Raw genomic sequence first — 21,187 nt, 5'->3', positions numbered from 1 at the left:
GGCCGTGAGTCAGCCCCGTGCGTTGCGCCCCAGCTGGAGGTCGTGGGCCTCGCGCAGGTAGGGGCGCAGCACGTAGAACGTCTCGTGGCTGGGATTGAGCACGCTCACCCAGAACATCCGCGCGTGGACCGGGTGCGGCAGCAGCACGTCCAGGGCCGTGAAGTCGACGTTCGGGTCGAGCTCCGGGAACAGCTTCTGGAAGCTGTCCTTGCCCACGCACAGGTTCAGCCGGAACACGCCCGGGCGGTCCAGCCTGGAGTGGTGGTCGAGCTCCGTGTCCCGCGTGACGATGGTCGCGAAGGGGTGCTGCCGCTCGTCTCCCGCGAAGAAGAAGACGTCCGGCGTCCGCGCATCCATGTGCACGTCCCGGAACGCATCCCGGATGTACGCCGCCAGGGCTTCCAAACTGATGGCTCCCGTCATGCCCACCTCCCCGAAGTCGGACCCGGACAGGTCTAGCATGCGCGGAAACGGCTGGGGCATTCTCCCCTCTCGGTCTTTGGGGGACTCCAATCCATGCCATTCTCGGACATGTCCGCGGTTGCCTCACGCCTGTTGTTGGGCCTGACCCTCGCGGTAGGGGCGGGCGCCACGGCGTGTGGCGGTGAAGACGATGACGGCCCCCGCTGCACGGTGGGCAGTCCCCAGTACCAGACGGACCTGTACTTCGGCCGCAACCGCGTGGGCGACGAGCCCGTCAGCGAGGCCGAGTTCCAGGCCTTCCTGGACGCGTCCGTCACGCCCCGCTTCCAGGACGGCCTGACCGTGTACGACGCGCTCGGCCAGTACGAACTGGAGAGCGGCGAGCTGGTGCGCGAGCTGAGCAAGGTCCTCGTGCTGCTGCACGACGGCAGCGCGGCGCGCTCGGCGGACATCGACACCCTCCGCGAGGAGTACAAGCGCCAGTTCCGCCAGGAGTCGGTGCTGCGCATCGACTCCCAGCCCTGCGTCGCGTTCTAGGCCGCGAGGCGCTCCCGGAGCGCGGCGGCGCCGCCGCGCTCCAGCCAGGCGTCGAACGTGAGCAGGCCCGGGGCCAGCCGCCGCAATGCCGGGATGTCCGCGACCCCGTCCAGCCCTCCCGCATCAATCATCTTCACCAGCTTGCGCAGCATCGGGACCGCCTCCAGCACCTCCGGCGGGAACCGGGCGTAGGAGAGCGACGTGCCAGTGGCCCGGCTGATCTTCTCCGCGAGCTGGTCGCCGGTGAGCGACTCCGCCGCCAGCTCCAGCGTGGTCCCCACGTAGGTGCGCGGATCCGCGAACACGCGCGCGGTCAGCACGCCGATGTCCTCCGCCGCGATGAACTGCATGGGCTGGTCCGGACGCATGAAGAACTGGAATCCGCGCGGGTTCAGGCCGAACTCCGGCACCAGCAACAGCTCGAAGAAGGTCCCCGGCCGCACGATGGTCGCGCGCAGGCCGCTCGCCCGGACGTGCTCCTCGATGCGCCACTTGCTCTCGAAGTGACCCACGCCCGAGCCGGGATGCAGCCCCAGCACGGACGTGTACACGAAATGCTGCACGCCCGCGGCCTTCGCCGCGTCCGCGATGGAGATGCCGAAGCGGACCTCGTCCTCGTCCGTGAAGCCGTAGTGCGCCTGGGGCGAGGCCGGCTGGATGCTGAAGACGCCGTACGCCCCCGCGACCGCCCGGTCGAGCGACGCGCGGTCCCCCATGTCTCCGCGCACCAACTCCACGCCCGCCGCTTCCAGCTCCCGGGCCTTCGCGGTCGACGGGTCGCGCACGAGCGCGCGGACCCGCCAGCCGTCCTTCAACAATGCCCGCGCCGTCGCGCCGCCCTGCTGTCCTGTCGCGCCCAGCACCAACACGGTCTCACGCTTCGTCGTCATGCGGTCCTGCCTTTCGCTTGCTAAACGGAGGATTGCTCCGGTTGGATACGGAGCTATCCTCCGTTTTTCAAGTGAAGACGAAGCACAGCCAGAATCCGCCTGTGGAGGACGCGAAGGGCGGAGCCTTGCGCGCGGACGCGCGGCGCAACCGGGAGCGGCTGCTCGCGGCGGCGCATGCCGTGTTCTCCGAGCGTGGCGCGGACGCGTCACTCGCGGACGTGGCGAAGCAGGCGGAGGTCGGCATCGGGACGCTCTACCGGCACTTCGAGTCGCGGGAGGCGCTGCTCGCGGCGACGTGCGACGAGCAGCTCCTGACGCTCGCGAAGAAGAGCCGTGAGCGCTCGGAGTCCCTGCCCCCGCTCGAAGCGCTGCGCGTCTATCTCGCGGAGCTCGTGCACAGCGCGGGCATGTACAAGGGGCTCGCGGCGTCGCTGGGCATCGTCCTCAAGAACCACACCGTGGGCTGTGACGCGACGACGGCCGAGGGCCAACGCCTGCTGGAGGCCGCCCAGCACGCGGGCGAGGTGCGAAGCGACATCCTCCTGGATGACGTGGTGTGCATGGCCATGGCCATCTCGCTCGCGGCCGCGGAGAACGCCTCGGACCCCAAGCGCGTCCCCCGCCTCACCGGGATGTTCTTCGACGGGCTGCGCTGCCGCCCCGAGCCCCGCGGCGCACGGCACCGGTGACTTGCGGCTAGATTGCCGGCCCATGAACGTCCTCGTCACCGGGGCCACCGGCCTCATCGGCAACGCCATCGCGCAGCGGCTCGTGAAGCAGGGTGCCTCCGTGCGCGTGCTCGTGCGCGACCCGGACCGCGCCGCGAAGCTGCTTCCGAACTCCGTGAAGCTCGTGCAGGGCGACGTCACGTCCCCGGGCACCCTGCCCGCCGCCATGCACGGCGTGGAGCTCGTCTTCCACGCCGCGGGCATGCCGGAGCAGTGGCAGCGGGATGACTCCATCTTCGACCGCGTGAACCGCCAGGGCAGCGTCAACGTCCTGTCCGCCGCGCACGCCGCGAAGGTGCGCCGCGTGGTATACACGTCCACCATGGACGTCTTCGCCGCGCCCCGGGGCGGCGAGCTGACCGAAGCCCACATCGATCCGCATCCCAAGCCCACCGCGTACGAGCGCTCCAAGCAGGAAGCCGAGCGCGCCGTGGAGGCCATCCGCCAGCAGGGCCTGGACGTCGTCTACGTCAACCCGGCCGCCGTGCACGGCCCCAGCCCGGTGCACGTGGGGCTCAACTCGTTCTTCATCCAGTTGCTCAACAAGAAGGCCCCGCTGCTGCCGCCGGGCGGCATGTCCGTGGTCTACGTGGACGGCTGCACCGACGTGCACCTCGCCGCCGCCGAGAAGGGCGTCAACGGCGAGCGCTACCTCGTCGCCGACCAGTACGTCAGCACCGCGGACCTGGCGCTCGCCATCAGCCAGGCCGCCGGGGCCGGCAAGCCGCCCGCCGTCGCGCCCGTCTTCCTCATGGAGGCCCTGGCCCGCGTGTCCGCGCCGCTTGCGCGCGTGTTCCCCTTCACGCCGCTCGTCGCCCCCGGCCAGCTGTCCTTCATGCGCTGGGAGGCCCGCGTGAACGCGGCCAAGGCGCAGCGCGAGCTGGCCTTCCGTCCCACCCCGCTCACCGACGGCGTGGCCCGCACCGTGGCCTTCCTGCGCGAGCAGGGGCTCGTGCCCCGCGCCTGAACAAGAACATGGGGGTCCGCCCCACAGGGATGACGGACCCCCATGCGTACTGCCGCCTGAACCTGAAGGTGGAGACGCCGCGCGAGGCAAGGAACCGGGTGGGACAAGCCCCACCCGCGCGTGGCTTTCGTTCGAAGGGCAGGCTGCCAATGCCTTCCCCTCCCAATGACATGCATCCGGATTCCTCGGGCTCCCGTAACCGCACGCGTGGGGCCCGCCCGCCTGCCCTCCGGCCCGGGGCACGGCGCCCCGTGCGCATTCTCCGCCATGGGGTGTCGACGCACGGCGTAGGGCCCACCTTTCAACGCACGCGCGTCCTTTTCGGGTCCGACCCCCGGCAAGGACGCACGGGCCCGTACCCCTCACCACGGAGTGACACCATGGCATTGCTATCAAGCCTGCTGGGCGCGTTGAGTGGCTCCCGCCGGAGCGTCTTCACCGGCGGCGGTTGGAACCGGGGACGCAGCGCCTATGGCCGCCGTCCCATCGGCTACGGCTACCGCGGACGCCAGTCCACCGGCGCGGGCGGCTCCCTGGGCCGCATGGTCCTCGCGGGCCTGGGCGCCTACGGCCTGCGCCGCTTCATGAACAGCCGCTCGCGGCCAGTGGGGTATTAGCGGGCCGCCGTGCGCGGGTGGCGCCGGGAAGTACCGTGGACTTCCCCCGGTCAGGCGCCCCCCCCACGGCACCCCCACGCAGGCACGGGAGCGTTCCACGGACAGCTCCCGGTGCCTGACACCTCGCACGCACAGTCGCTGCGGGCGCCTCCGCTTGGAGTAGGGTCCCCCTTCGTGTCCGGCCATTGGCCGACGAAAGAGGCTCCGCACGCATGGCGAAGGCGAAATACGTCCTGGCGCTGGACCAGGGCACCACGGGGACCCACGTCTCCATCCTCGACACCCGGTTGCAGGTGGTGGGCCGCTCCTACAAGGAGCTGCCCCAGCACTTCCCCAAGCCGTCATGGGTGGAGCACGATCTCATCGACATCTGGAACACCAGCGAGTGGTGCATCGCGCGCGCCCTCAAGGACGCGGGCCTCACCGGCAAGGACATCGCCGTGGTGGGCATCACCAACCAGCGTGAGACGACGGGCCTCTGGGACCGCGAAACGGCCGAGCCCCTGGCCCGCGCCATCGTCTGGCAGGACCGCCGCACCTCGGACATCTGCCAGCAGCTCAAGGCGCAAGGGGTCGAGCCCCGCGTGCGTGAAGTCACGGGCCTGGTGCTGGACCCGTACTTCTCTGGCACCAAGCTCACCTGGCTCTTCAACCACCTGAAGGGCGCGAAGAAGCGCGCCGAGCGCGGCGACGTGTGCTTCGGCACCATGGACTCGTGGCTCGTCTTCAAGCTCACCGGCGGCACCGCGCACGTCACGGACGTGTCCAACGCCAGCCGCACGCTGCTCATGGACCTGCGCACGCTCAACTGGGACGACGAGCTGTGTTCGCTGATGGGCGTGCCGCGCGCGTGCCTGCCGGAGATTCGCGGCAACGCGGAGGTGTACGGCACCACGCGCGGCATGCGCAGCCTGCCGGACGGCATCCTCGTCGCGGGCATGGCGGGGGACCAGCAGGCGGCCCTCTTCGGCCAGGCGTGCTTCACGCCCGGCGAATCCAAGTGCACCTATGGCACGGGCGCCTTCCTCCTGATGAACACCGGCACCCAGCCGGTGCGCTCCACCGCGGGGCTGCTCACCACGGTGGCGTGGAAGCTGGGCAACACCACGCACTACGCGCTGGAGGGCAGCTCCTTCATCGCGGGCGCCGCCGTGCAGTGGCTGCGCGACGGGCTCAAGGTCATCAAGAAGGCCCCGGACGTGGAGGCGCTGGCCGCCAGCGTGAAGGACTCCGGCGACGTCGTCTTCGTCCCGGCGCTCGCGGGCCTGGGCGCGCCGCACTGGCGCCCGGAGGCGCGGGGCCTGTTCGCCGGCATCGACCGCTCCACCACCGTGGCCCACCTGGCGCGCGCGACGCTGGAGGGCGTGGCCCTCCAAATCCACGACCTGGCGGAGGCCATGCGCCGCGACAGCGGGCGGGACATCCCCACCTTCAAGGCGGACGGCGGCGCCGCGGCCAACAACCTGCTCATGCAGTACCAGGCGGACCTCCTGGGCGTGCCGGTGGTCCGCCCGCGCAACCTGGAGACCACGGCCCTGGGCGCGGCCTTCCTGGGCGGCCTGGGCGCGGGCGTGTGGACCAGCCCGGACGCCATCCGCCGCGCATGGAAGGCGGACCGGACCTTCAAGCCGAAGATGAAGCCCGAGGTCCGCGCGCGCCACCTGGAAAAGTGGAAGCAGGCGGTTGCGCGAGCGTGAAGTGATACACCGAAGCCCGGTGTGTTGAACGCACCGGGGCTTCCATCGGGCGGGGGAGCGGGTAGAACGGCCGCCATGGCCTACGACCGCACGTTGCTCTCCCCGGATGCGCTCCAGACCTTCCTCACCCAGCACCCCGCCTGGAAGCACGAGGGCGGGATGATCCGCCGCACCTATGAGGCGCCCTCGTTCCTGGACGGCATCGCCTTCGTGGAGCGCGTGGCGAAGGCGGCGGAGGCCGCGGACCACCACCCGGACATCGACATCCGGTGGCGCAAGGTGACGCTGGCGCTGGTGACGCACGACGCGGGCGGCCTCACGTCCCGCGACACCTCCCTGGCGGCGGAGGCGGACCGCCTCTTCACCGAAGGGGCCGCGGTCCGGTGATTCACGGCGTGCGCGGTACCCTGGCGGCCCTGGCATGCGCGGCGGTGTCCCTCACCGCGCTCCCGGTCCTGGCCCAGGACGACGTGCCCACGGAGCCCCGTCCGGAGCGTCTGTATTTCAACTCCGGCGCGCTCCTGGGTTCGGCGCGCATGGTGGGCCTGGGCGGCGCCTACGTGGGCATCGCGGAGGGCGCGGCGGGCGTGTCCAGCAACCTGTCCGCCCTGGCCCAGCGCAGCCCGTCCCTGGAGCGCGACTGGGACCTGGGCGTCACCCTGTCCTGGCTGGACCTGCCCTTCACCGGCACCAAGCGCCGGGACGTGGACAACGACGGCCTGCCCGACGACTCCGTGGACAGCCGCCAGCTCCTGGGCGCGCTGATGCTGCAATACAAGCGCTTCGGCATCGGCTTCCTGTGGCGCAACAGCCGCACGGGCTACTGCATCACCCTGGGCTGCCGGGGCGAGGGCGAGAAGCTGCGCGTCTCCCTCACCCAGTCCGTGCTCGCGGGCTCCATCGCCTTCGGCCAGGACGACTTCATCCTGTCCCTGGGCATCTTCTCCGCGCAGGCCAGCTTCAGTGAGCTGGGCGACGAGTCCTGGCGCTACGGCGACACTGGCGTCGCGGTGGACATGCTCTTCCGTCCGCACGGGCGGCCCTACCGCATTGGCGTGTCGGTGCGCCCGGAGGTGGTGGCGGGCTGGCGCCGCGACGACGACCAGAGCCCCTTCATCGCGGGGCGGCAGGTCTACGCGGCGGTGGTGTCGCCGGCGGTGCTGTCGCTGGGCGCGAGCTGGCGGCTGGGCGAAGGCGCGCACCGCTACAACCGGCTGTCCCCCGCCGCCCGCCGGCAGCTCCAGGTGGACGGGGACGCACTGCCGGTGCCGGAGGAGGAGCCTCGCGACGCACTCGCCGGCCGGTGGCTCATCACCGCGCAGGTGGACCTCATCTCCAGCGTGAGCAACGCGGTGTCGGCGCGCTCGTTCGCCACGGCCGCCGAGCCGCAGTTCGTGGGCGACACCGCCACCTTCCAGCCGCGCCTGGGCGCGGAATGGGACGCCTTCCCGGGCCTCTTGCGCCTGCGCGCGGGCACCTGGCTGGAGGCGTCCCCCTTCCCGGACCGGAATCCCCGGCCGCACCTCACCGGCGGCTTCGAGCTGTTCGTGCTGCGCTACTGGGAGGACTGGGCCATCACCGCGTCGTTCGACCTGGCGAGCCGCTACTCCAACTGGGGCGTCTCCATCGGCTTCTGGCGGTAGTGTCTGGCTTTGATCGCCGGGTGGGTAAACGCGAGGACCCGGATGGGTGCTCGCGTCGCCCATCCACGGCGCCCCGAACCCCACGCGCACCGTCTGGCAGCGGGCGGCCGAGCAGCCTCCCGCGCCGGATTTGCCGGTGTGGGGTGGCGTGCGAACCCTGCCGTACACGGAGGGGATGCCATGTATCTGGGGCGGGGATGGCGCCGGACTGTCGTGGGTGCGACGGTGCTGGGTTTCGCGGTCGGCGGAGGGTGGGGGTGCGGAGGTGGGGCGGAGACGCCTGATCCGGACACCTGCCAGGATTCGAAGATGGGGTGTCCCCCCGCGGAGCAGCCCTCGGTGCCCGGCGAGGTTCCACCGCCGGGAAGCGGCACGCAGCCGCCACCGCCGGGCAATGGCATCCCGGAGACCCCGCCGCCCCCGGACAAGGAGCCGGAGGAGGTGCCCGTCGCCTCCGGGGGCACGCTGTGGATGGCGAAGGAAGGCGCCGCCCAGGACGACCTGGCGCTGGACCTGGCGGTGGACGCCACCGGCGACTTCTTCACCGCCGCGGTGCACGGCTACGACGACCTGGACGCGCGCAACCCCACGGATGACACCGTGGAGCTGGTGCTCACGCGGCGCTCCGGCGCGGGACAGACGCTGTGGACGCACGCATATGACGTTCGCGTGGACCCCACGCCCGAAGCGCTGCGTGCCGACGTGCACGCCCGCGTCGCGGCGGACGGCGCGGGCGGGATGCTGCTGGCCGGCAACCTCCAGGGCACGGTGGACCTGGGCACGGGCAAGCTCAGCGACGGCGCCATCGTCGCCCGGCTGTCCGCGGACGGCGCGACGCTCTGGGCGCACCGCGTGCCCGGCGAGCTGACCGTGAAGGACGTGGCGGCGGACGCGGAAGGAAGGCTCTACGTGGCCTATACCGCGCCGGGTTCGGTGGACCTGGGCAACGCGGTGAAGGGCGCGGCGGCCGGCGTGGCCGTGTTCGCGGCGGACGGCACCGCGGAGCGCGCCTTCGCGGTGGGCAACGCGGAGTCCGAGGGCGCGGGCGCGGAGCCCCTGTCCCTCTCCCCCGGCGCGGACGGCAGCGTGGCGGTGGCGGGGCGCTACGTGGGCACGGTGCGCTTCGGCACCAACGTCACGCAGGGGTCCGGTTCGGGCAGCCCCTTCGTGGCGCTGTACCGGGGCAACGGCGCGCTCGGCTGGGCGAAGGTGCGGCCCGGCGTGAAGGGCAGCGTCCGGGACGTGAGTCGCGACGCCGCCGGGGACGTGGTGGCGGGCGGCGACTTCCAGGGCAGCTTCAGCTGGGCGGGCGCGTCGCTGAAGGGCGCCTCCAGCCCCAGCCCCTTCGTGGTGGTGACGGGCGCGGACGGCACCGAGCGCTGGGCGAGGGATTTGGGCGTGGACGCGTCCGTGCAGGGCGTGGCCATCCACTCCACCGGCGAGGTGCTGGTGGTGGGTTACACGTACTCGTGGCTGGAGAACGGCACCACGGGCACGGACGGCCTGGGCTCCGCGCAGCTCTTCACCCAGCGCTTCGACCCCACGGGCCAGCCGCTGGCCGCGCGCCTCTTCCTGGGCGCGACGCCGGAGGCACGCGGCGAGCTGTACGGCGTGGAGGCGGTGCCGGCGGTGACGCTGATGCCGGACGGGGACGCGGTCCTGTTCGGCTACACGGACCGCGTCACGGACTTCGGCGTGGACAAGCTGCGGCCCACGCGCGGTGACGTCTTCCTGGTGCGCGTGAAGTACTGACCCGCGCCGAGGCTACTTCTCCGGCCGCAGCGCGTTCTGGCCCAGGCGGGAGAAGTTGATGGAGTTGCTCAGGATGCGCACCGCCTCCTGGTCCGCGTGGAAGCCCATGGAGTTCTCCGCCTCCACGAAGTCCAGGTAGAACTGGGCGCGCTTCTGCAGGTCGCGCGCCTTGGCCAGGGACTCCTCGGGCGCGCCCGCCTTCTGGGCGCGCTCCAGGTCATGGATGAGGTCCACCAGCGCGTCCATGGCGATGTTGCGCGTCTGGAAGGTGCGCGTCTGGATGGTCTCCGCCCGCTGGAGCAGCTCCGCCTCGCTCCACTTGTGGCACGTCTGGCAGGCGCGGTTGATGTTGAGCAGCGGGCTGCGCACGTGGTGGTCGCTGACCTTCATCGCCCCCTCGCGCTGGTAGGGCATGTGGCAGTCCGCGCACGCCACGCCGCTCTTCGCGTGGATGCCCTGGTTGTACATCTCGAACTCGGGGTGCTGCGCCTTGAGGACCTTGGCGCCGGTGAGCGCGTGGGTCCAGTCGGCGTGCCCGTCCTCGTCGTAGTACGCCATGATCTGGTCCACGTTGATGCCCTTGGCCCAGGGGTACGTCAGGCGCTTCTCCTTGCCCTTGAAGTAGTACTCGACGTGGCACTGCCCGCACACGTACGTGCGCATCTCCTGGCGCGTGGCGTCCCGGTTCACCTTGAAATCGGGCACGCCCTGGCTGGCCTTGAGCGCGGCGATGCCCTCGATGAAGCCGGGGCGCGTGACGCGCAGCTGCATCGTGGACGGGTCGTGGCAGTCGATGCAGGACACCGGGTGCTCCACCCGCTTGCGCGCCTCCGCGAAGGGCATCTGGTTCATCTTCTCGAAGCCCTTGATGAGGTCGCCGTCCCCCAGCTTCTTGTACGGCACGTACACGCTGCCGTGGCAGTGGATGCAGGTGCCCGGCTGCTGCGTCACCTGCTGCCGCTGGGTGAAGACCTGGTCATCCAGCATGTACGCGTGGCCGCGCTCCTCGCGGAAGTCCTTGGCGAACGCGTAGCCGCTCCACATGGTGACCAGGCGCGGGTCCTCCTCCAGCCGGCTCTGCGCCACCACCGAGCGGGGGTCCGCCTGGGTGGGCGTGCGCGCCACCGCCTCGCTGCCGCCGTAGCGCGTGCGCTTCTGGTCCACCGTGCGCTTGTAGCCGTCGTATTGCAGCGGGAAGTTCTTCCCCCACACGGCGGGGTCCGTGATGGTGTCGTCCAGCTCCACCACCCGGTAGAAGGGGTTCTTCGCCTCCTGCTTGCGCTCCATGATGTTGACCAGCAGGGCGGTGACGGCCGCCGAGGCCAGCGCCGCCGCGACGGCGACCGCGACCACGAGCCTGGTGCCGCTGAGCCGCCGGCGCTTCTCCGGAGCCTTCTCGGGCTCGGTCATCGTGCAATCTCCTTACGGATGAGCTCGGGGTTGCCCGACCCTTCGGGGTGACCCACGGAGTTGTGACAGGTGAGGCACTGGAGCTGCTCGCCGGGGGCCACCTGCTCGTGGCCCGCGGGCGGCGTCTCGATGGCCTCCACGATGGAGGCGTGGCACTTGCGGCACGCGTTCTCCGTCACCACGCGGTTGCCCGGACGCAGGCGGATGGGGTCCGGGAAGGTGCCGGTGGTGAAGTAGAACGAGTGCCAGAAGCCGTTGCTCGCCTTCGTGTAGTACTTGGGAACGAAGCCCGCGGGCGTGTGGCAGTCGTTGCAGGTGGCCACCGCGTGATGGCTGCTCTTGCGCCAGCCGTCGTACTGCTCGTTCATGATGTGACAGTTGGCGCAAGCGGCCGGGTCGTCCCGCAGGTAGGACGACCCCTTCGCGTACGCGAACGTGAAGCCCCCGACGCCGACCGCCACTCCAATGGCGGTCCCGAGCGTCACGGCCAGCAAGGTGCGGGATGCGGTGGGCACGGCTTCACCCTACCCGCATCCGCTTGCGCGTGGAGAACCAAACATGCGTTCGCGACCGCGGCCCCCGTGGCCCCTTCCCTCCCCCAAGGCCCATGCTCGGGACAGGCGGGGGGAGCATGTCCAAGCGTGCGGCGGCGTTGCTGTGTCTGGGGTTGAGCTCGGCGTGTGCGCACTACCGCGTCCAGGCGCCCGGCGCCGCGGGGGCCAGCGCCACCGAAGCGCAGGGCGAGGTCCTCTGGTCCCTGGGCTGGGGGCTGGTCCAGGAGCGGCCCCGGGTGGACAACTGCCAGGACCAGGCGCTGGCGGAAGTCACGCAGAGTACGAACGTGGGCTTCGCGCTCATCAGCGTCCTGACGCTCGGCCTCGCCATGCCGCAGCGGGTGGAGTGGCGCTGCGCCAAGGCCCAGCCCACGCCCGGCGACCTGGGCGTGCGCCCCGTCGCGCCTCCCGCGACGGCCGAGGGGCCCTGAGCCATGCCCCCCGTCATCCATGAGAGCAGCCAGAAGCGCTGGCAGAACTGGCACCAGAGCTACATCCAGAAGCTGGAGCTGCTGGTGGACGTCTGGAACGAGGATGCCTCCCAGTCCACGGTGCCCGGCTACATCGACACCACGCGGGGCTTGCAGGGGCTCATCCAGCGCGCGCTCACCCAGCGCCTGGAGCTCCGCGGCCTGGGCGGCGGCTGGTCCTTCACCAAGGCGCCCGCCACCAGCGGCATCCTCGTCAACACCCGGCCGCTCAACTACCTCTTCCCCGCGCCCCGCACCCATCCCGCCCATCCCGGCCGGAGGGAGGACCTCCTCTTCACGCAGTGTGGCGTCTCCGTCGCGGAGCTGAACCACTTCCTGAAGCGCATCGGCAAGTCCCTGACCACCTCGGGCGCCAGCAACGGGCAGACCATCGCGGGGGCCATCGGGACGGGCACGCATGGCTCCAACCTGGAGACCGGCGCCATGCAGGACTTCGTGGTGGGCCTGCACCTCGTCGTCTCACCGGACCGGCACGTCTGGCTGGAGCGGGCCAGCGCGCCGGTCATCAACGACGAGATTCCCCAGAAGCTGGGCGCGGAGCTCGTGCGGGACGATGCCCTCTTCAACGCGGCCCTGGTGGGCCTGGGCGGCTTCGGCCTGGTGCACGGCGTCCTGATGGAGGTGGTGGACCTCTACTACCTCCAGGCCTACCGCCGGCGGATGCCGCTCACCGAGGAGCTGTGGCGCGCGTTCGACCAGCTGGACTTCTCCGGCATCACGCTGCCGGGCCCGCCGGGGCTCAAGCCCTATCACTTCACGGCGGTCATCAACCCCAACGACATGGACCGGGGCGTCTTCGTCACGGTGATGTACAAGCACGCGCGGTGTCCGGAAGGCTCGACCCCGCCCAGCCCCGGCAGCAAGCTGACCCAGGGGGACAACGGGCTGGAGATCATCGGCGTGCTGACGGACATGGTCTCGGAGCTGACCATCCCGCTGCTGTCGCGGCTGATGGACCGCTTCTACACGGAATACGAAAACGTCTGCGGGACGCACGGCGAGCTGTTCACCGACACGACCACGCGAGGCAAGGCCTGGGGCAGCGCGGTGGCCGTTCCGCTCGGCCGGGTGCGCGAGACCGTGGAGCTGGCCCTCGCCATCAACCGCGCACAGCCGTTCCCCGGGCTGTTCGGACTGCGCTACACCCTGCCCTCCCGGGCCACGCTGGCGTTCACCCAGCACGCGCCCATGACGTGCATCCTCGACATCGACGGAACAGCGTCCACCCGCACGAAGTCCTACAACCGCCGCGTCTGGCAGCAGCTCGCGAAGTCCTCCATCCCGCACACGTACCACTGGGGCAAGTTCCACGAGCTGGACGGCCCCGCGGTGCGAGGCCGGTACGGCGAGGCACACGTCAACGCCTGGCTCGAAGCTCGCCGCACGCTGCTCCCCACGCCGGAGCTGCGCGCGGCCTTCGCCAATGACTACCTCCGCGGCCTGGGACTCGCGTGAAGGGGCTCCTGCTCGGCGCGCTGCTCGCCTCGACGACCGCGAGCGCGGGCGCGAGCGACAACATCCATCTCTATCGCTACGTGCTCGACGTGGACGTGCCGGAGTCCCCGGCCCTGGTGGCGCTGGACGAGGCACCGCTGCGCGTGCTGCTCGGCGCGGCGCCCAAGCCGGTGATGGCCACGGTGCTGGCGTCGGCGGCGCCGGGTGACTTCCGTCCGGGGCTGGCCCTGGACGTCGCGCCCTACTTCCTCCTGGGCGGTGGCATCCGGAGCCTGGGCAGCTACCGCTCCAACTCGCTGGCCGGCCGGCTGATGCGGGTGCTGACGAAGACGACGGTGTCCGCGGCCGCGCTGCCGGACCTGGACGGCACGGGCGCGTGGCGCGTGGGCCTGGGCCTGCGGACGACGTTCCATGATCCGCACGACCCCGTGCTCAACTCCGACCTGCCCGAACGGGTCGCGCAGGAGCTGGAGCGCCACGGCATCCCACCGCCCGCGGACTCGGACGAGGACGTGTCCCGGCGGGGCGTGGACCTGTCCGCCGTCTTCGACCAGGCCGAAAGACAGATGCGCTCCCGGAGCGGAGACATCCAGGTCTCCGCCGGCTGGGGCGTCTCCGCCCGAGCGGAAGGCGCCGCCCTCACCGGCGACGGGCTCCACGACACGCGGCACACCTTCTGGCTGACCGGGCAGGCCGCGCTGGGCCGGCGCTTCGACGCGCTCGCGACGATGCAGGCGCTGGACCTGTTCCGCAGCAGCAGGGCGCTGCGCTCCGGGCTGGCCGTGCAGCGCAAGACCTCCGTGGCGGACCTGCGCGCGGAGCTGGCCTTCGACGGCGCCGATAATCGCTTCCACCCGGGCGCCGCCATCGACGTGAAGCTGCCCGGCTGCACCAGCGCCCTCGCGTCCCTCACCACCGCGTCCGGCCAGGTGCTCCGGGCCCAGCTCCAGCTGCGCTGGTACTTCGCGCAGTGCCGCTGAAAGACGAACGGGCCCGGCGCACGCATGCACCGGGCCCGTCCAGACTTCACGGCGTGAAGACGCTCAGCCGCCCAGCGCCACGTTCTCCAGCACGCCCAGCGCGTCCGGGACGAGCACGGCGGCGGAGTAGTAGGTGCTGACCAGGTAGTTGGTGATGGCCTGGTCGTTCACGGCCATGCGCTTCACGGTGAGGCTCGGCTCCACCTCGTCGGGGATGCCGGCGTTGTGCAGGCCCACCACGCCCTGGTCGTCCTGACCGGTGCGCATGGCGATGATGGAGGTGGTGTTCTCCCGGCTGATGGGCAGCTTGTCGCACGGGAGGATGGGCACCCCGCGCCACGCCTGGAACTTCGCCCCGCCCACGTCCACCACCGTCGGGTACAGGCCGCGCTTGTTGCACTCCCGGCCGAACGCCGCGATGGCGCGCGGGTGGGCCAGGAAGTAGCGCGTCTTGCGGCGGCGCGACACCAGCTCGTCCATGTCGTCCGGCGTCGGCGGACCCGAGCGCGTGTTGATGCGCTGCTTGAGGTCGGCGTTGTGCAGCAGGCCGAACTCCGGGTTGTTGATGAGCTCCCACTCCTTGCGCTCCTTCAGCGCCTCGATGGTCAGCCGCAGCTGCTCCGCGGTCTGGTTCATCGGGTCGTTGAAGACGTCGGACACGCGGGTGTGCACGCGCAGGATGGTCTGCGCCACGCTCAGCTCGTACTCGCGCGGCTTCAGCTCGTAGTCCACGAAGGTGCCGGGCAGCACGGGCTCGCCGTGGTGACCGGCGGCCAGCGCGATGGCGGCCTGCCCCGCCTTGTCCTGCGGCTTCTTGAGGTTGGCCCGGTAGCGCTCCACGTGCGCCTTGAGCGCCGGGGACTGGGTGATGAGGGATTCGAAGACCTCCTGCGGCAGCGCCATCACCGTGCAGGCCGTGACGGCCTTGACGGTGAAGGGCCACACGTCGTTCGACTCCACCACCGCCTGGTCACCGAAGTGGTCGCCGTCCGCCAGCGTGTCCAGCACCACGGGGTCGCCGTACTTGCCGGCCGTCAGCTTCTGCGCCTTGCCGTGGGCGATGAGCATCACGTGCTCGGCGGCCTTGCCCGCCTCCACGATGACGTCGCCCGCCTTGTAGTGCTGCTGGATGAAGCGGCCGGCCAGGGTGCGGATGAGCAGGTCGTCCACGTCCTCGAAGCCCCGCATCAGCGGCAGCTTGAGCAGCTCCTGGGCAATGACCTCCACCTTGACGCCGATGTTGCTGAAGTTCAGCCGGTCGTCGCCCACGGTGTACGTCAGCCGCCGGTTCACGCGGTACGTGCCGCCGGACACCTGCACCCAGGGCAGGATGCTCAGCAGGTAGCGGGGCGAGATGCCCTGCATCACCGGCTGCGTCTTCGTGGTCGTCGCGAGCTGGCGTGCACCCGCCGTGCTCAGGCTGGTGCCCTCGTGCGCCGCCACGTCTTTCTGTGAGTTCGCCATGGAAGGATCTCCGGGTCGCTAGCGGGACTACGAGCGGCCCAGCTCCACGCTCTCCAGGATGCCCAGCGCGTCCGGCGTCAGCACCGCCGCGGAGAAGTACGCCGTCACCAGGTAGTTCATGATGGCCTTCTCGTTGATGCCCATGAACCGCACGTTGAGGCTGGGCTCGATCTCATCCGGGATGCCCGCCTGGTGCAGGCCGACGACGCCCTGGTTCTTCTCACCCACGCGCATCAGCATGATGGACGTGGTGCGGGTGTCGGAGACGGGGATCTTGTTGCAGGACACGATGGGGATGCCGCGCCACGCGGGCACGTGGTTCCCGTTCATCTCGATGCTGGTGGGGTAGATGCCGCGCTTGTTGCACTCCTGCCCGAACGCGGCGATGGCGCGCGGGTGGGCCAGGAAGAACGACGGCTCCTTCCACACCGTGGCCAGCAGCTCGTCCATGTCGTCCGGCGTCGGCGCGCCGGAGCGGGTGTGGATGCGCTGCTTCAGGTCCGCGTTGTGCAGCAGGCCGAACTCGCGGTTGTTCACGAGCTCGTGCTCCTTGCGCTCCTTCAGCGCCTCCACGGTCAGGCGCAGCTGCTGCTGCGTCTGGTTCATGGGGTCGTTGAAGAGGTCCGCGACGCGCGTGTGGATCTGCAGCACGGTCTGCGCGACGGCCAGCTCGTACTCGCGCGGGTGCGTCTCGTAGTCCACGTAGGTGCCGGGCAGCACGGGCTCACCGTGGTGGCCGGCGGCCAGCTCGATGGCCTTCTGGCCGGACGTGTCCTGCTTCTTCCTGGAGCGGGCCTTGAAGTCCTCGATGTGCTTCTGCAGCGACGGCACCTGCGCCACCACCGCCTCGAAGGCGGACTGCTGGAGGATGAGCGCGATGACGGGCGTCACGGCCTTCGCCGTGAACTGCCAGTAGTCCTGCGACTCCAAGAGCGCCTGGTAGCTGTAGTGGTCGCCGTCCGCCAGCGTCTCCAGCACCAGCGGCTCGCCGTACTTGCCGGTGCCGATGCGGTTCACCTTGCCGTGGGCGATGAGGACGATGGAGTCCGCTTCCTTGCCGGCCTCCGTGATGACCTCACCGGCCTTGTACTCCTTCTGCACGAAGCGGTTGGCCAGCGCGGTGAGCGCGTCCACGTCTTCATAGCCGCGCAAGAGGGGCAGCTCGCCCAGCTCCTGGGGAATCACCTGCACCTTGGCGCCGGTGCTGGTGAAGGTGACGCGGCCGTCGCCCACGGCGTAGGTCATGCGGCGGTTGACGCGGTACGTACCGCCGGACACCTGCACCCACGGCAGCAGCTTGAGCAGCCACCGCGAGGAGATGCCCTGCATCTGCGGCTCGGACTTGGTCGTCGTCGCCAGCTGGCGCGCCGCCTGCGTTCCAAGGCTCTGGTTGTTGTCGTCGAACTTCTTCAGGTCGTTGGACATGGGGGTCACCTTCTCCAGGTTAAGGGTTCAAAAGGTTTCGGATTGCGGCGGGACTCAGGACCTGCCGGAGCGGAACAGCTCGGCGACGCGGGCCGCGGACATGCCCAGGCCGAAGAGGTTCCCGGCCTTGAGCTTCGGCGCCGCGTCGTGGCGCAGCTCTTCTTCCGTGTAGCGGGCCACCTCGGCGTGCCACCGGGGGATGCCCGCCATCCACTGCTGGAGCTGCTCCACGTACTTGTGCAGCTTCTCCTGCGCCTTCGCGTCCAGGTCGAAGGTGCGGATGACCACCGGCAGCTCCTTGGCCACCAGGTGCTGGAACTGCTTCATGCGCGCGGTCATCAGCTCGTTGACCACGCGCACGGCCTCGTCCTTGTCCACGCCCAGGAACTTCTGGACGACGAGGACGCAGTTGTTGAGCTCGCCCTCGAACTCAATCTCCTTCTGGTAGGAGAAGAGGTCGTTGACGAAGCACGCGTAGTCCGCGGCGGAGTTCTCCAGGCCGCGCAGCGTGCGGGTGTTGAAGACGTCCTCCGGCACCGCGTCGCCCTTGGAGAGGCGCGACAGGCTCATGGTGAGGTCCGAGCCGAACGTCTTGCGGCGCATCTCCACGTAGTCCACGGGGTCCGGCACGCGGTTGAGCAACTGGTTGTTCAGCTCCCACACCCAGCTGTCCGTCATGTCCTGGATGGCCTTGCGGAACAGCATGCGGCCACGCGGCGACAGCGGGCCGGCGGTGCGCTTCCACAGGTCCGCCAGGCCCAGCTCCACGGGGTTGGTGGGCACCGCGGCGTTGGCGGCCTCCACGTCCTCTGGCATGAACTGGCCCAGCCGCGCGGTGAACAGCTTCGCGCCCGCCATGTCCCGCGTGTTCGCGTAGAGCATGGGGAAGTAGTCGTCCGCGTAGGTGCCCCAGACGAGCCAGCACGCCGTCAGGTCCAGCTGCTCCGGGGTCGCGTCCGGGTGGATGTACGCGCCGCACAGGGCCACGTCCGCCGCGTCGAACTTGTGGTCGTCCCAGACGTAGAACCCCACGCCGGGCACCACCGCCAGCATGCCCACCCGCCGCGCCCAGTCCTTGGAGTTCCTGCGCGCGCGGTCCAGGTGGGGGCTGAGGTACGTGCTGTACGGCGTGTAGAACTTCGGCAGCTTCGTGGGGCCCACGTGCTGGCGGGGCACGTGGCTCAATGAACGAGCGCGCGGCCCCAGCCCCAGCCCGCCCGGCGTCAGCGGGATGCGCAGCGCGGCGGTGCCCAGGCCGGAGGGCATGGGGATGGACAGCGCCGGGCGCTCCTCCGAGTGCTGGTTCATGTAGCGGTTGGAGCGCATGTGCCACTCGTGGCCGCCGGACTGCCAGTCCTGGAGGCCGCGCAGGTACGTGAGCACCTGGGCCTGCTCCACCGGGTTGAGCGCGTACTCCGCGAAGAGCCAGGGCAGCTCCGTGGCGAAGGTGGCCTCGAACTGCTGGAGCCGCGACGTGAGCAGGTCGTTGACCAGGTCCGCGGCGCGCTGCGTGTCGCAGTCGAGGAACCTCTCCACCACCAGCACGCCGTTGGAGAGCTCGCCCTCCTCCAGCTCGCGCTCGTAGGAGAACAGGTCGTTGCGCAGGTGCACCGCGTCCGAGAACGTGTCCTTGAAGACGCGCATCGGGCGGCTCTTCACGACGCGCGCGGGAATCTCCGCGGCCACGGCGTGCTCCACCAGGTCCGACGACCAGGGCGCGCCGCCCACCTTGCGGCGCATCTCGATGTACTCGATGGGGTTGGAGACGCGCGCCTCGCTGATGTTCTCGATCTCCCACATCGACTCATCGAGCAGGTGCTTGGTGTTCTCGAAGAAGCGGCGGCGCCAGTCCATGGACATGGAGGGCACGGTGCGCTGCCACAGGTCCCACAGGGCGCGCTCCACCGGGTTGACGGGCTCCGGCGGCGGGGTCATGTCCAGCGGCATGAACAGCGGCAGCCGGTCCAGGTAGGCCTGGCCGCCCTTCACGTCGCGCGAGTACTTGAAGACCTCCAGGAAGTGGTCGTCGAAGTAGAAGACCCAGACGTACCAGTCCGTGATGAGGTCCAGCTCCGGGCCCGGCGCCTCCGGGTGCGTGTACGCACAGAGCAGCGCGTAGTCCATGCCGTCGAAGCGGCGCTCGGACCAGACCTCGCGGTCCGTGCCGTCCCGAGGCGGCCCCAGGATGCCCATCTGGTACGACCACGCCTTGGTGTGCGCGCGGGCCGATTCCAGGTTCGGGTTCAGGCGCGCCGGCCACGGCACGTAGAAATCCGGCAGCTGGAACGGTTGCTTCTGTCGCCCCTTGGACATTCAGACCCCTCGTTGGACCCCGAGGGCTTGTACCGACGTCCAATGGCCGACACCACGACAAACCCGCCCAACCGGAGGATCTTGAGTAATCCGGCGGATAAGGGCTGGCGGGGATGGGGGTTTGACCCACCCACCGCCCTGGCGGGAACCCGGTGGAGGCGGGCATTCCCGCCACGCCCCCACGAGCGGGTTAGCGGCGCGTGGAGCGGCGCGCGGAGCTCTTGCGAGCGGACGTCTTGCGCGCGGGCGTCTTGCGCGCGGACGTCTTGCGCGCGGTGCGGCCGGCGGCGGCGCGGCGGGCCGGGGCCTTGCGGGCGCCACGCTTGGCGGTGGCCTTCTTCGCGGCGCCGCGCTTGCCCGCGGCCTTCTTCGCGGTGCGCTTGCCGGCGGCCTTCTTCGCCGTGGTGCGCTTGGAGGTCGCCTTCTTCGCGGCGCCCGTGCGGCGGGACGACGCCTTGCGGGCGCCCTTGCGCGCACCGGAGGAGCGGCGGCGCGACGTCCTGGCGGGCGTCGCCTCACCCACCGGCTGCATCGTGTTGGACGACGGGGTCTCGTTCGGGTCCTGCATGTTCGACTCGGCGTGCATCAACAGCCTCCAGGGATGACAACACCTGGAGGGTAAGCGCATCCGCCAGAAGTGCACGCATGCCCCACCGTGCAGATGCACGCCACCTGACGAATGCGTGCACTGCTACATGCGCGCGAGGCCGAAAATCCGGCCCCGGAGCGCGCGGCATTCCGCGCTCGCTACGCCGCGCCCTTGAGGAACGCGGCCAGCTTCTCGTACGCCACGGCCAGCGGCGGGATGGGCGCGCTCTCATGGAGCTGGTGCGCCTGCGCCGTCTCACCGGGCCCGAAGTTCACCGCGTCCACGCCCCACTCACCGAAGCGCGCCACGTCCGTCCACGCCTGCTTCGACGCGGCGGGCAGCCCCGTGAGCGCCATCAGCCGCTGGAACAGCGGGTTGCCCGCGGCCACCGGCCCGCTGGGGGACGCGTCCGTGAACTCCACCTCCGCGCGGCCCGCCACCAGCGCCAGCACGTCCTCCTTCGCCTGCGCCACGCTCTTGCCCGGCGCGAAGCGGTAGTTGAGGTTCAGCTCGAACGCCTCCGGCACCACGTTGCGCGCGCGCCCGCCCTTGGCCAGCGTGGCGCTGATGACTTCATAGAAGGGGAAGCCCGCGACGTTCACCTCCACGCGCTCGCGCCCCAACAGCTCCGTGAGCAGCGGGCCCGCCTTGTGGATGGCGTTCTCCCCCTGCCACGGCCGCGCCGAGTGCGCGCTCTTGCCCGTGAAGCGGACCGTCACCTGCATGCTGCCGACACAGCCCACCTGCACCACGCCGTCCGTGGGCTCCATGGCGATGCCGAACTTCACGCGCGACAGGTCCGGGCGCTTCTCGTACAGCGGGATGAGGCCGCTCTCCGCGTAGGCGCCCTCCTCGCGTTCATAGAAGAGGAAGGCCACGTTGACGGGCAGCGCGTCGCGCTTCAGGTCCTCCGCCAGCGCCATCATCACCGCCAGCCCGCCCTTCATGTCGGACGCGCCCAGGCCGTGCACGCGCTCACCCTCGATGCGCGGCGCGCGGCCCACGTCCCCGGGGTGCATGGGCACCGTGTCCAGGTGGCCGATGAGCGCCACCGTGGGGCGCGGGTCCTCCAGCGAGCCCAGGAGCAGCGTGTGCCCGACGCGGAAGACCTCCTCGCGGCGGAAGTGCTTCAGCGCCCAGCCTTCCACGTGGTCCGCGATGGGACCCTCGTGGCCAATGGGGCTTTCGATGCGACACAGCTCGAGCGTGGTCTGGGCGAGTCGGGAGGCGAGGTCGGTGGAAGCCATGCGCC

General features: G+C 70.4%; 20 protein-coding genes. 11 read left to right on the top strand and 9 right to left on the bottom strand.

The features are described 5' to 3' along the window. Positions 1-9: 9 nt before the first annotated feature. Positions 10-423: a DUF6194 family protein gene (locus JYK02_RS25425; protein ID WP_207054730.1), complete on the bottom strand. Its 414-nt coding sequence runs from the start codon at positions 421-423 to the stop codon at positions 10-12. Positions 424-516: 93 nt separating this feature from the next. Here JYK02_RS25425 and JYK02_RS25420 point away from each other — a divergent pair, with 93 nt between their 5' ends. Further along, positions 517-960, top strand: a complete 444-nt coding sequence (locus JYK02_RS25420) for a DUF3574 domain-containing protein (protein WP_242588887.1) — start codon at positions 517-519, stop codon at positions 958-960. On the opposite strand, the gene JYK02_RS25415 is transcribed toward JYK02_RS25420, so the two are convergent. Then, positions 957-1,850: an NmrA/HSCARG family protein gene (locus tag JYK02_RS25415; protein WP_207054729.1), complete on the bottom strand. Its 894-nt coding sequence runs from the start codon at positions 1,848-1,850 to the stop codon at positions 957-959. The genes JYK02_RS25420 and JYK02_RS25415 overlap by 4 nt on opposite strands. Positions 1,851-1,891: 41 nt before the next feature. On the opposite strand from JYK02_RS25415, the gene JYK02_RS25410 reads away from it, so the two are divergent. The 7 genes from JYK02_RS25410 (at position 1,892) to JYK02_RS25380 (ending at position 9,254) form a co-directional block, all read left to right on the top strand. Further along, positions 1,892-2,539, top strand: a complete 648-nt coding sequence (locus JYK02_RS25410) for a TetR/AcrR family transcriptional regulator (RefSeq protein WP_242588886.1) — start codon at positions 1,892-1,894, stop codon at positions 2,537-2,539. A 22-nt stretch (positions 2,540-2,561) separates the two neighbouring features. After that, complete coding sequence (locus JYK02_RS25405; RefSeq protein WP_207054728.1) at positions 2,562-3,545, top strand: SDR family NAD(P)-dependent oxidoreductase; 984 nt, start codon at positions 2,562-2,564, stop codon at positions 3,543-3,545. A 380-nt stretch (positions 3,546-3,925) separates the two neighbouring features. Continuing rightward, positions 3,926-4,162: a hypothetical protein gene (locus JYK02_RS25400; RefSeq protein WP_207054727.1), complete on the top strand. Its 237-nt coding sequence runs from the start codon at positions 3,926-3,928 to the stop codon at positions 4,160-4,162. Positions 4,163-4,374: 212 nt separating this feature from the next. Further along, positions 4,375-5,859, top strand: a complete 1,485-nt coding sequence (glpK, locus tag JYK02_RS25395; protein WP_207054725.1) for a glycerol kinase GlpK — start codon at positions 4,375-4,377, stop codon at positions 5,857-5,859. 75 nt (positions 5,860-5,934) lie between these two features. Beyond that, positions 5,935-6,246: a 4a-hydroxytetrahydrobiopterin dehydratase gene (locus JYK02_RS25390; protein WP_207054724.1), complete on the top strand. Its 312-nt coding sequence runs from the start codon at positions 5,935-5,937 to the stop codon at positions 6,244-6,246. 8 nt (positions 6,247-6,254) lie between these two features. Next, positions 6,255-7,502: a hypothetical protein gene (locus JYK02_RS25385; RefSeq protein WP_347402571.1), complete on the top strand. Its 1,248-nt coding sequence runs from the start codon at positions 6,255-6,257 to the stop codon at positions 7,500-7,502. Positions 7,503-7,811: 309 nt separating this feature from the next. Further along, positions 7,812-9,254, top strand: coding sequence for a hypothetical protein (locus tag JYK02_RS25380; RefSeq protein WP_207054722.1), 1,443 nt, complete (start codon positions 7,812-7,814; stop codon positions 9,252-9,254). A 12-nt stretch (positions 9,255-9,266) separates the two neighbouring features. On the opposite strand, the gene JYK02_RS25375 is transcribed toward JYK02_RS25380, so the two are convergent. Together JYK02_RS25375 and nrfH are read right to left on the bottom strand one after the other, a co-directional pair. After that, on the bottom strand, positions 9,267-10,664 hold the full coding sequence (locus tag JYK02_RS25375; protein WP_207054721.1) for an ammonia-forming cytochrome c nitrite reductase subunit c552: 1,398 nt from the start codon (positions 10,662-10,664) through the stop codon (positions 9,267-9,269). Continuing rightward, positions 10,661-11,179, bottom strand: coding sequence for a cytochrome c nitrite reductase small subunit (nrfH, locus tag JYK02_RS25370; protein ID WP_207054720.1), 519 nt, complete (start codon positions 11,177-11,179; stop codon positions 10,661-10,663). Before nrfH ends, JYK02_RS25375 begins: the two co-directional genes overlap by 4 nt. A gap of 116 nt (positions 11,180-11,295) precedes the next feature. Here nrfH and JYK02_RS25365 point away from each other — a divergent pair, with 116 nt between their 5' ends. From JYK02_RS25365 to JYK02_RS25355, 3 genes are read left to right on the top strand one after another with little or no spacing between them, the layout of a single operon-like run. Further along, positions 11,296-11,649: a hypothetical protein gene (locus JYK02_RS25365; protein WP_207054719.1), complete on the top strand. Its 354-nt coding sequence runs from the start codon at positions 11,296-11,298 to the stop codon at positions 11,647-11,649. Between the two features lie 3 nt (positions 11,650-11,652). Further along, positions 11,653-13,164, top strand: a complete 1,512-nt coding sequence (locus tag JYK02_RS25360; protein WP_207054718.1) for an FAD-binding protein — start codon at positions 11,653-11,655, stop codon at positions 13,162-13,164. Continuing rightward, positions 13,161-14,144, top strand: a complete 984-nt coding sequence (locus JYK02_RS25355) for a hypothetical protein (protein WP_207054716.1) — start codon at positions 13,161-13,163, stop codon at positions 14,142-14,144. Before JYK02_RS25360 ends, JYK02_RS25355 begins: the two co-directional genes overlap by 4 nt. Positions 14,145-14,207: 63 nt before the next feature. Here JYK02_RS25355 and JYK02_RS25350 read toward each other — a convergent pair whose 3' ends face one another. The 5 genes from JYK02_RS25350 to dapE all read right to left on the bottom strand — a co-directional run bounded on the left by JYK02_RS25350 (position 14,208) and on the right by dapE (position 21,182). After that, the gene (locus tag JYK02_RS25350) at positions 14,208-15,608 is read right to left on the bottom strand and encodes a family 2B encapsulin nanocompartment shell protein (RefSeq protein ID WP_207054714.1); all 1,401 of its coding nucleotides are present in this window, start codon (positions 15,606-15,608) and stop codon (positions 14,208-14,210) included. Between the two features lie 27 nt (positions 15,609-15,635). After that, complete coding sequence (locus JYK02_RS25345) at positions 15,636-17,033, bottom strand: family 2B encapsulin nanocompartment shell protein (RefSeq protein WP_207054712.1); 1,398 nt, start codon at positions 17,031-17,033, stop codon at positions 15,636-15,638. 54 nt (positions 17,034-17,087) lie between these two features. Further along, a complete protein-coding gene (locus tag JYK02_RS25340) occupies positions 17,088-19,346 on the bottom strand; it encodes a family 2 encapsulin nanocompartment cargo protein terpene cyclase (RefSeq protein ID WP_207054710.1) in 2,259 nt (752 codons plus the stop codon). A gap of 190 nt (positions 19,347-19,536) precedes the next feature. Next, the gene (locus JYK02_RS25335) at positions 19,537-19,932 is read right to left on the bottom strand and encodes a hypothetical protein (protein ID WP_207054707.1); all 396 of its coding nucleotides are present in this window, start codon (positions 19,930-19,932) and stop codon (positions 19,537-19,539) included. A gap of 161 nt (positions 19,933-20,093) precedes the next feature. Further along, on the bottom strand, positions 20,094-21,182 hold the full coding sequence (gene dapE, locus JYK02_RS25330) for a succinyl-diaminopimelate desuccinylase (protein ID WP_207054692.1): 1,089 nt from the start codon (positions 21,180-21,182) through the stop codon (positions 20,094-20,096). Positions 21,183-21,187 lie beyond the last annotated feature (5 nt).

It is taken from the genome of Corallococcus macrosporus, assembly GCF_017302985.1.
GTDB classification, from domain to species: domain Bacteria; phylum Myxococcota; class Myxococcia; order Myxococcales; family Myxococcaceae; genus Corallococcus; species Corallococcus macrosporus_A.
The sequence above is the reverse complement of the archived record's forward strand: the minus strand, read 5'-3'. Positions and strand labels throughout refer to the sequence as shown.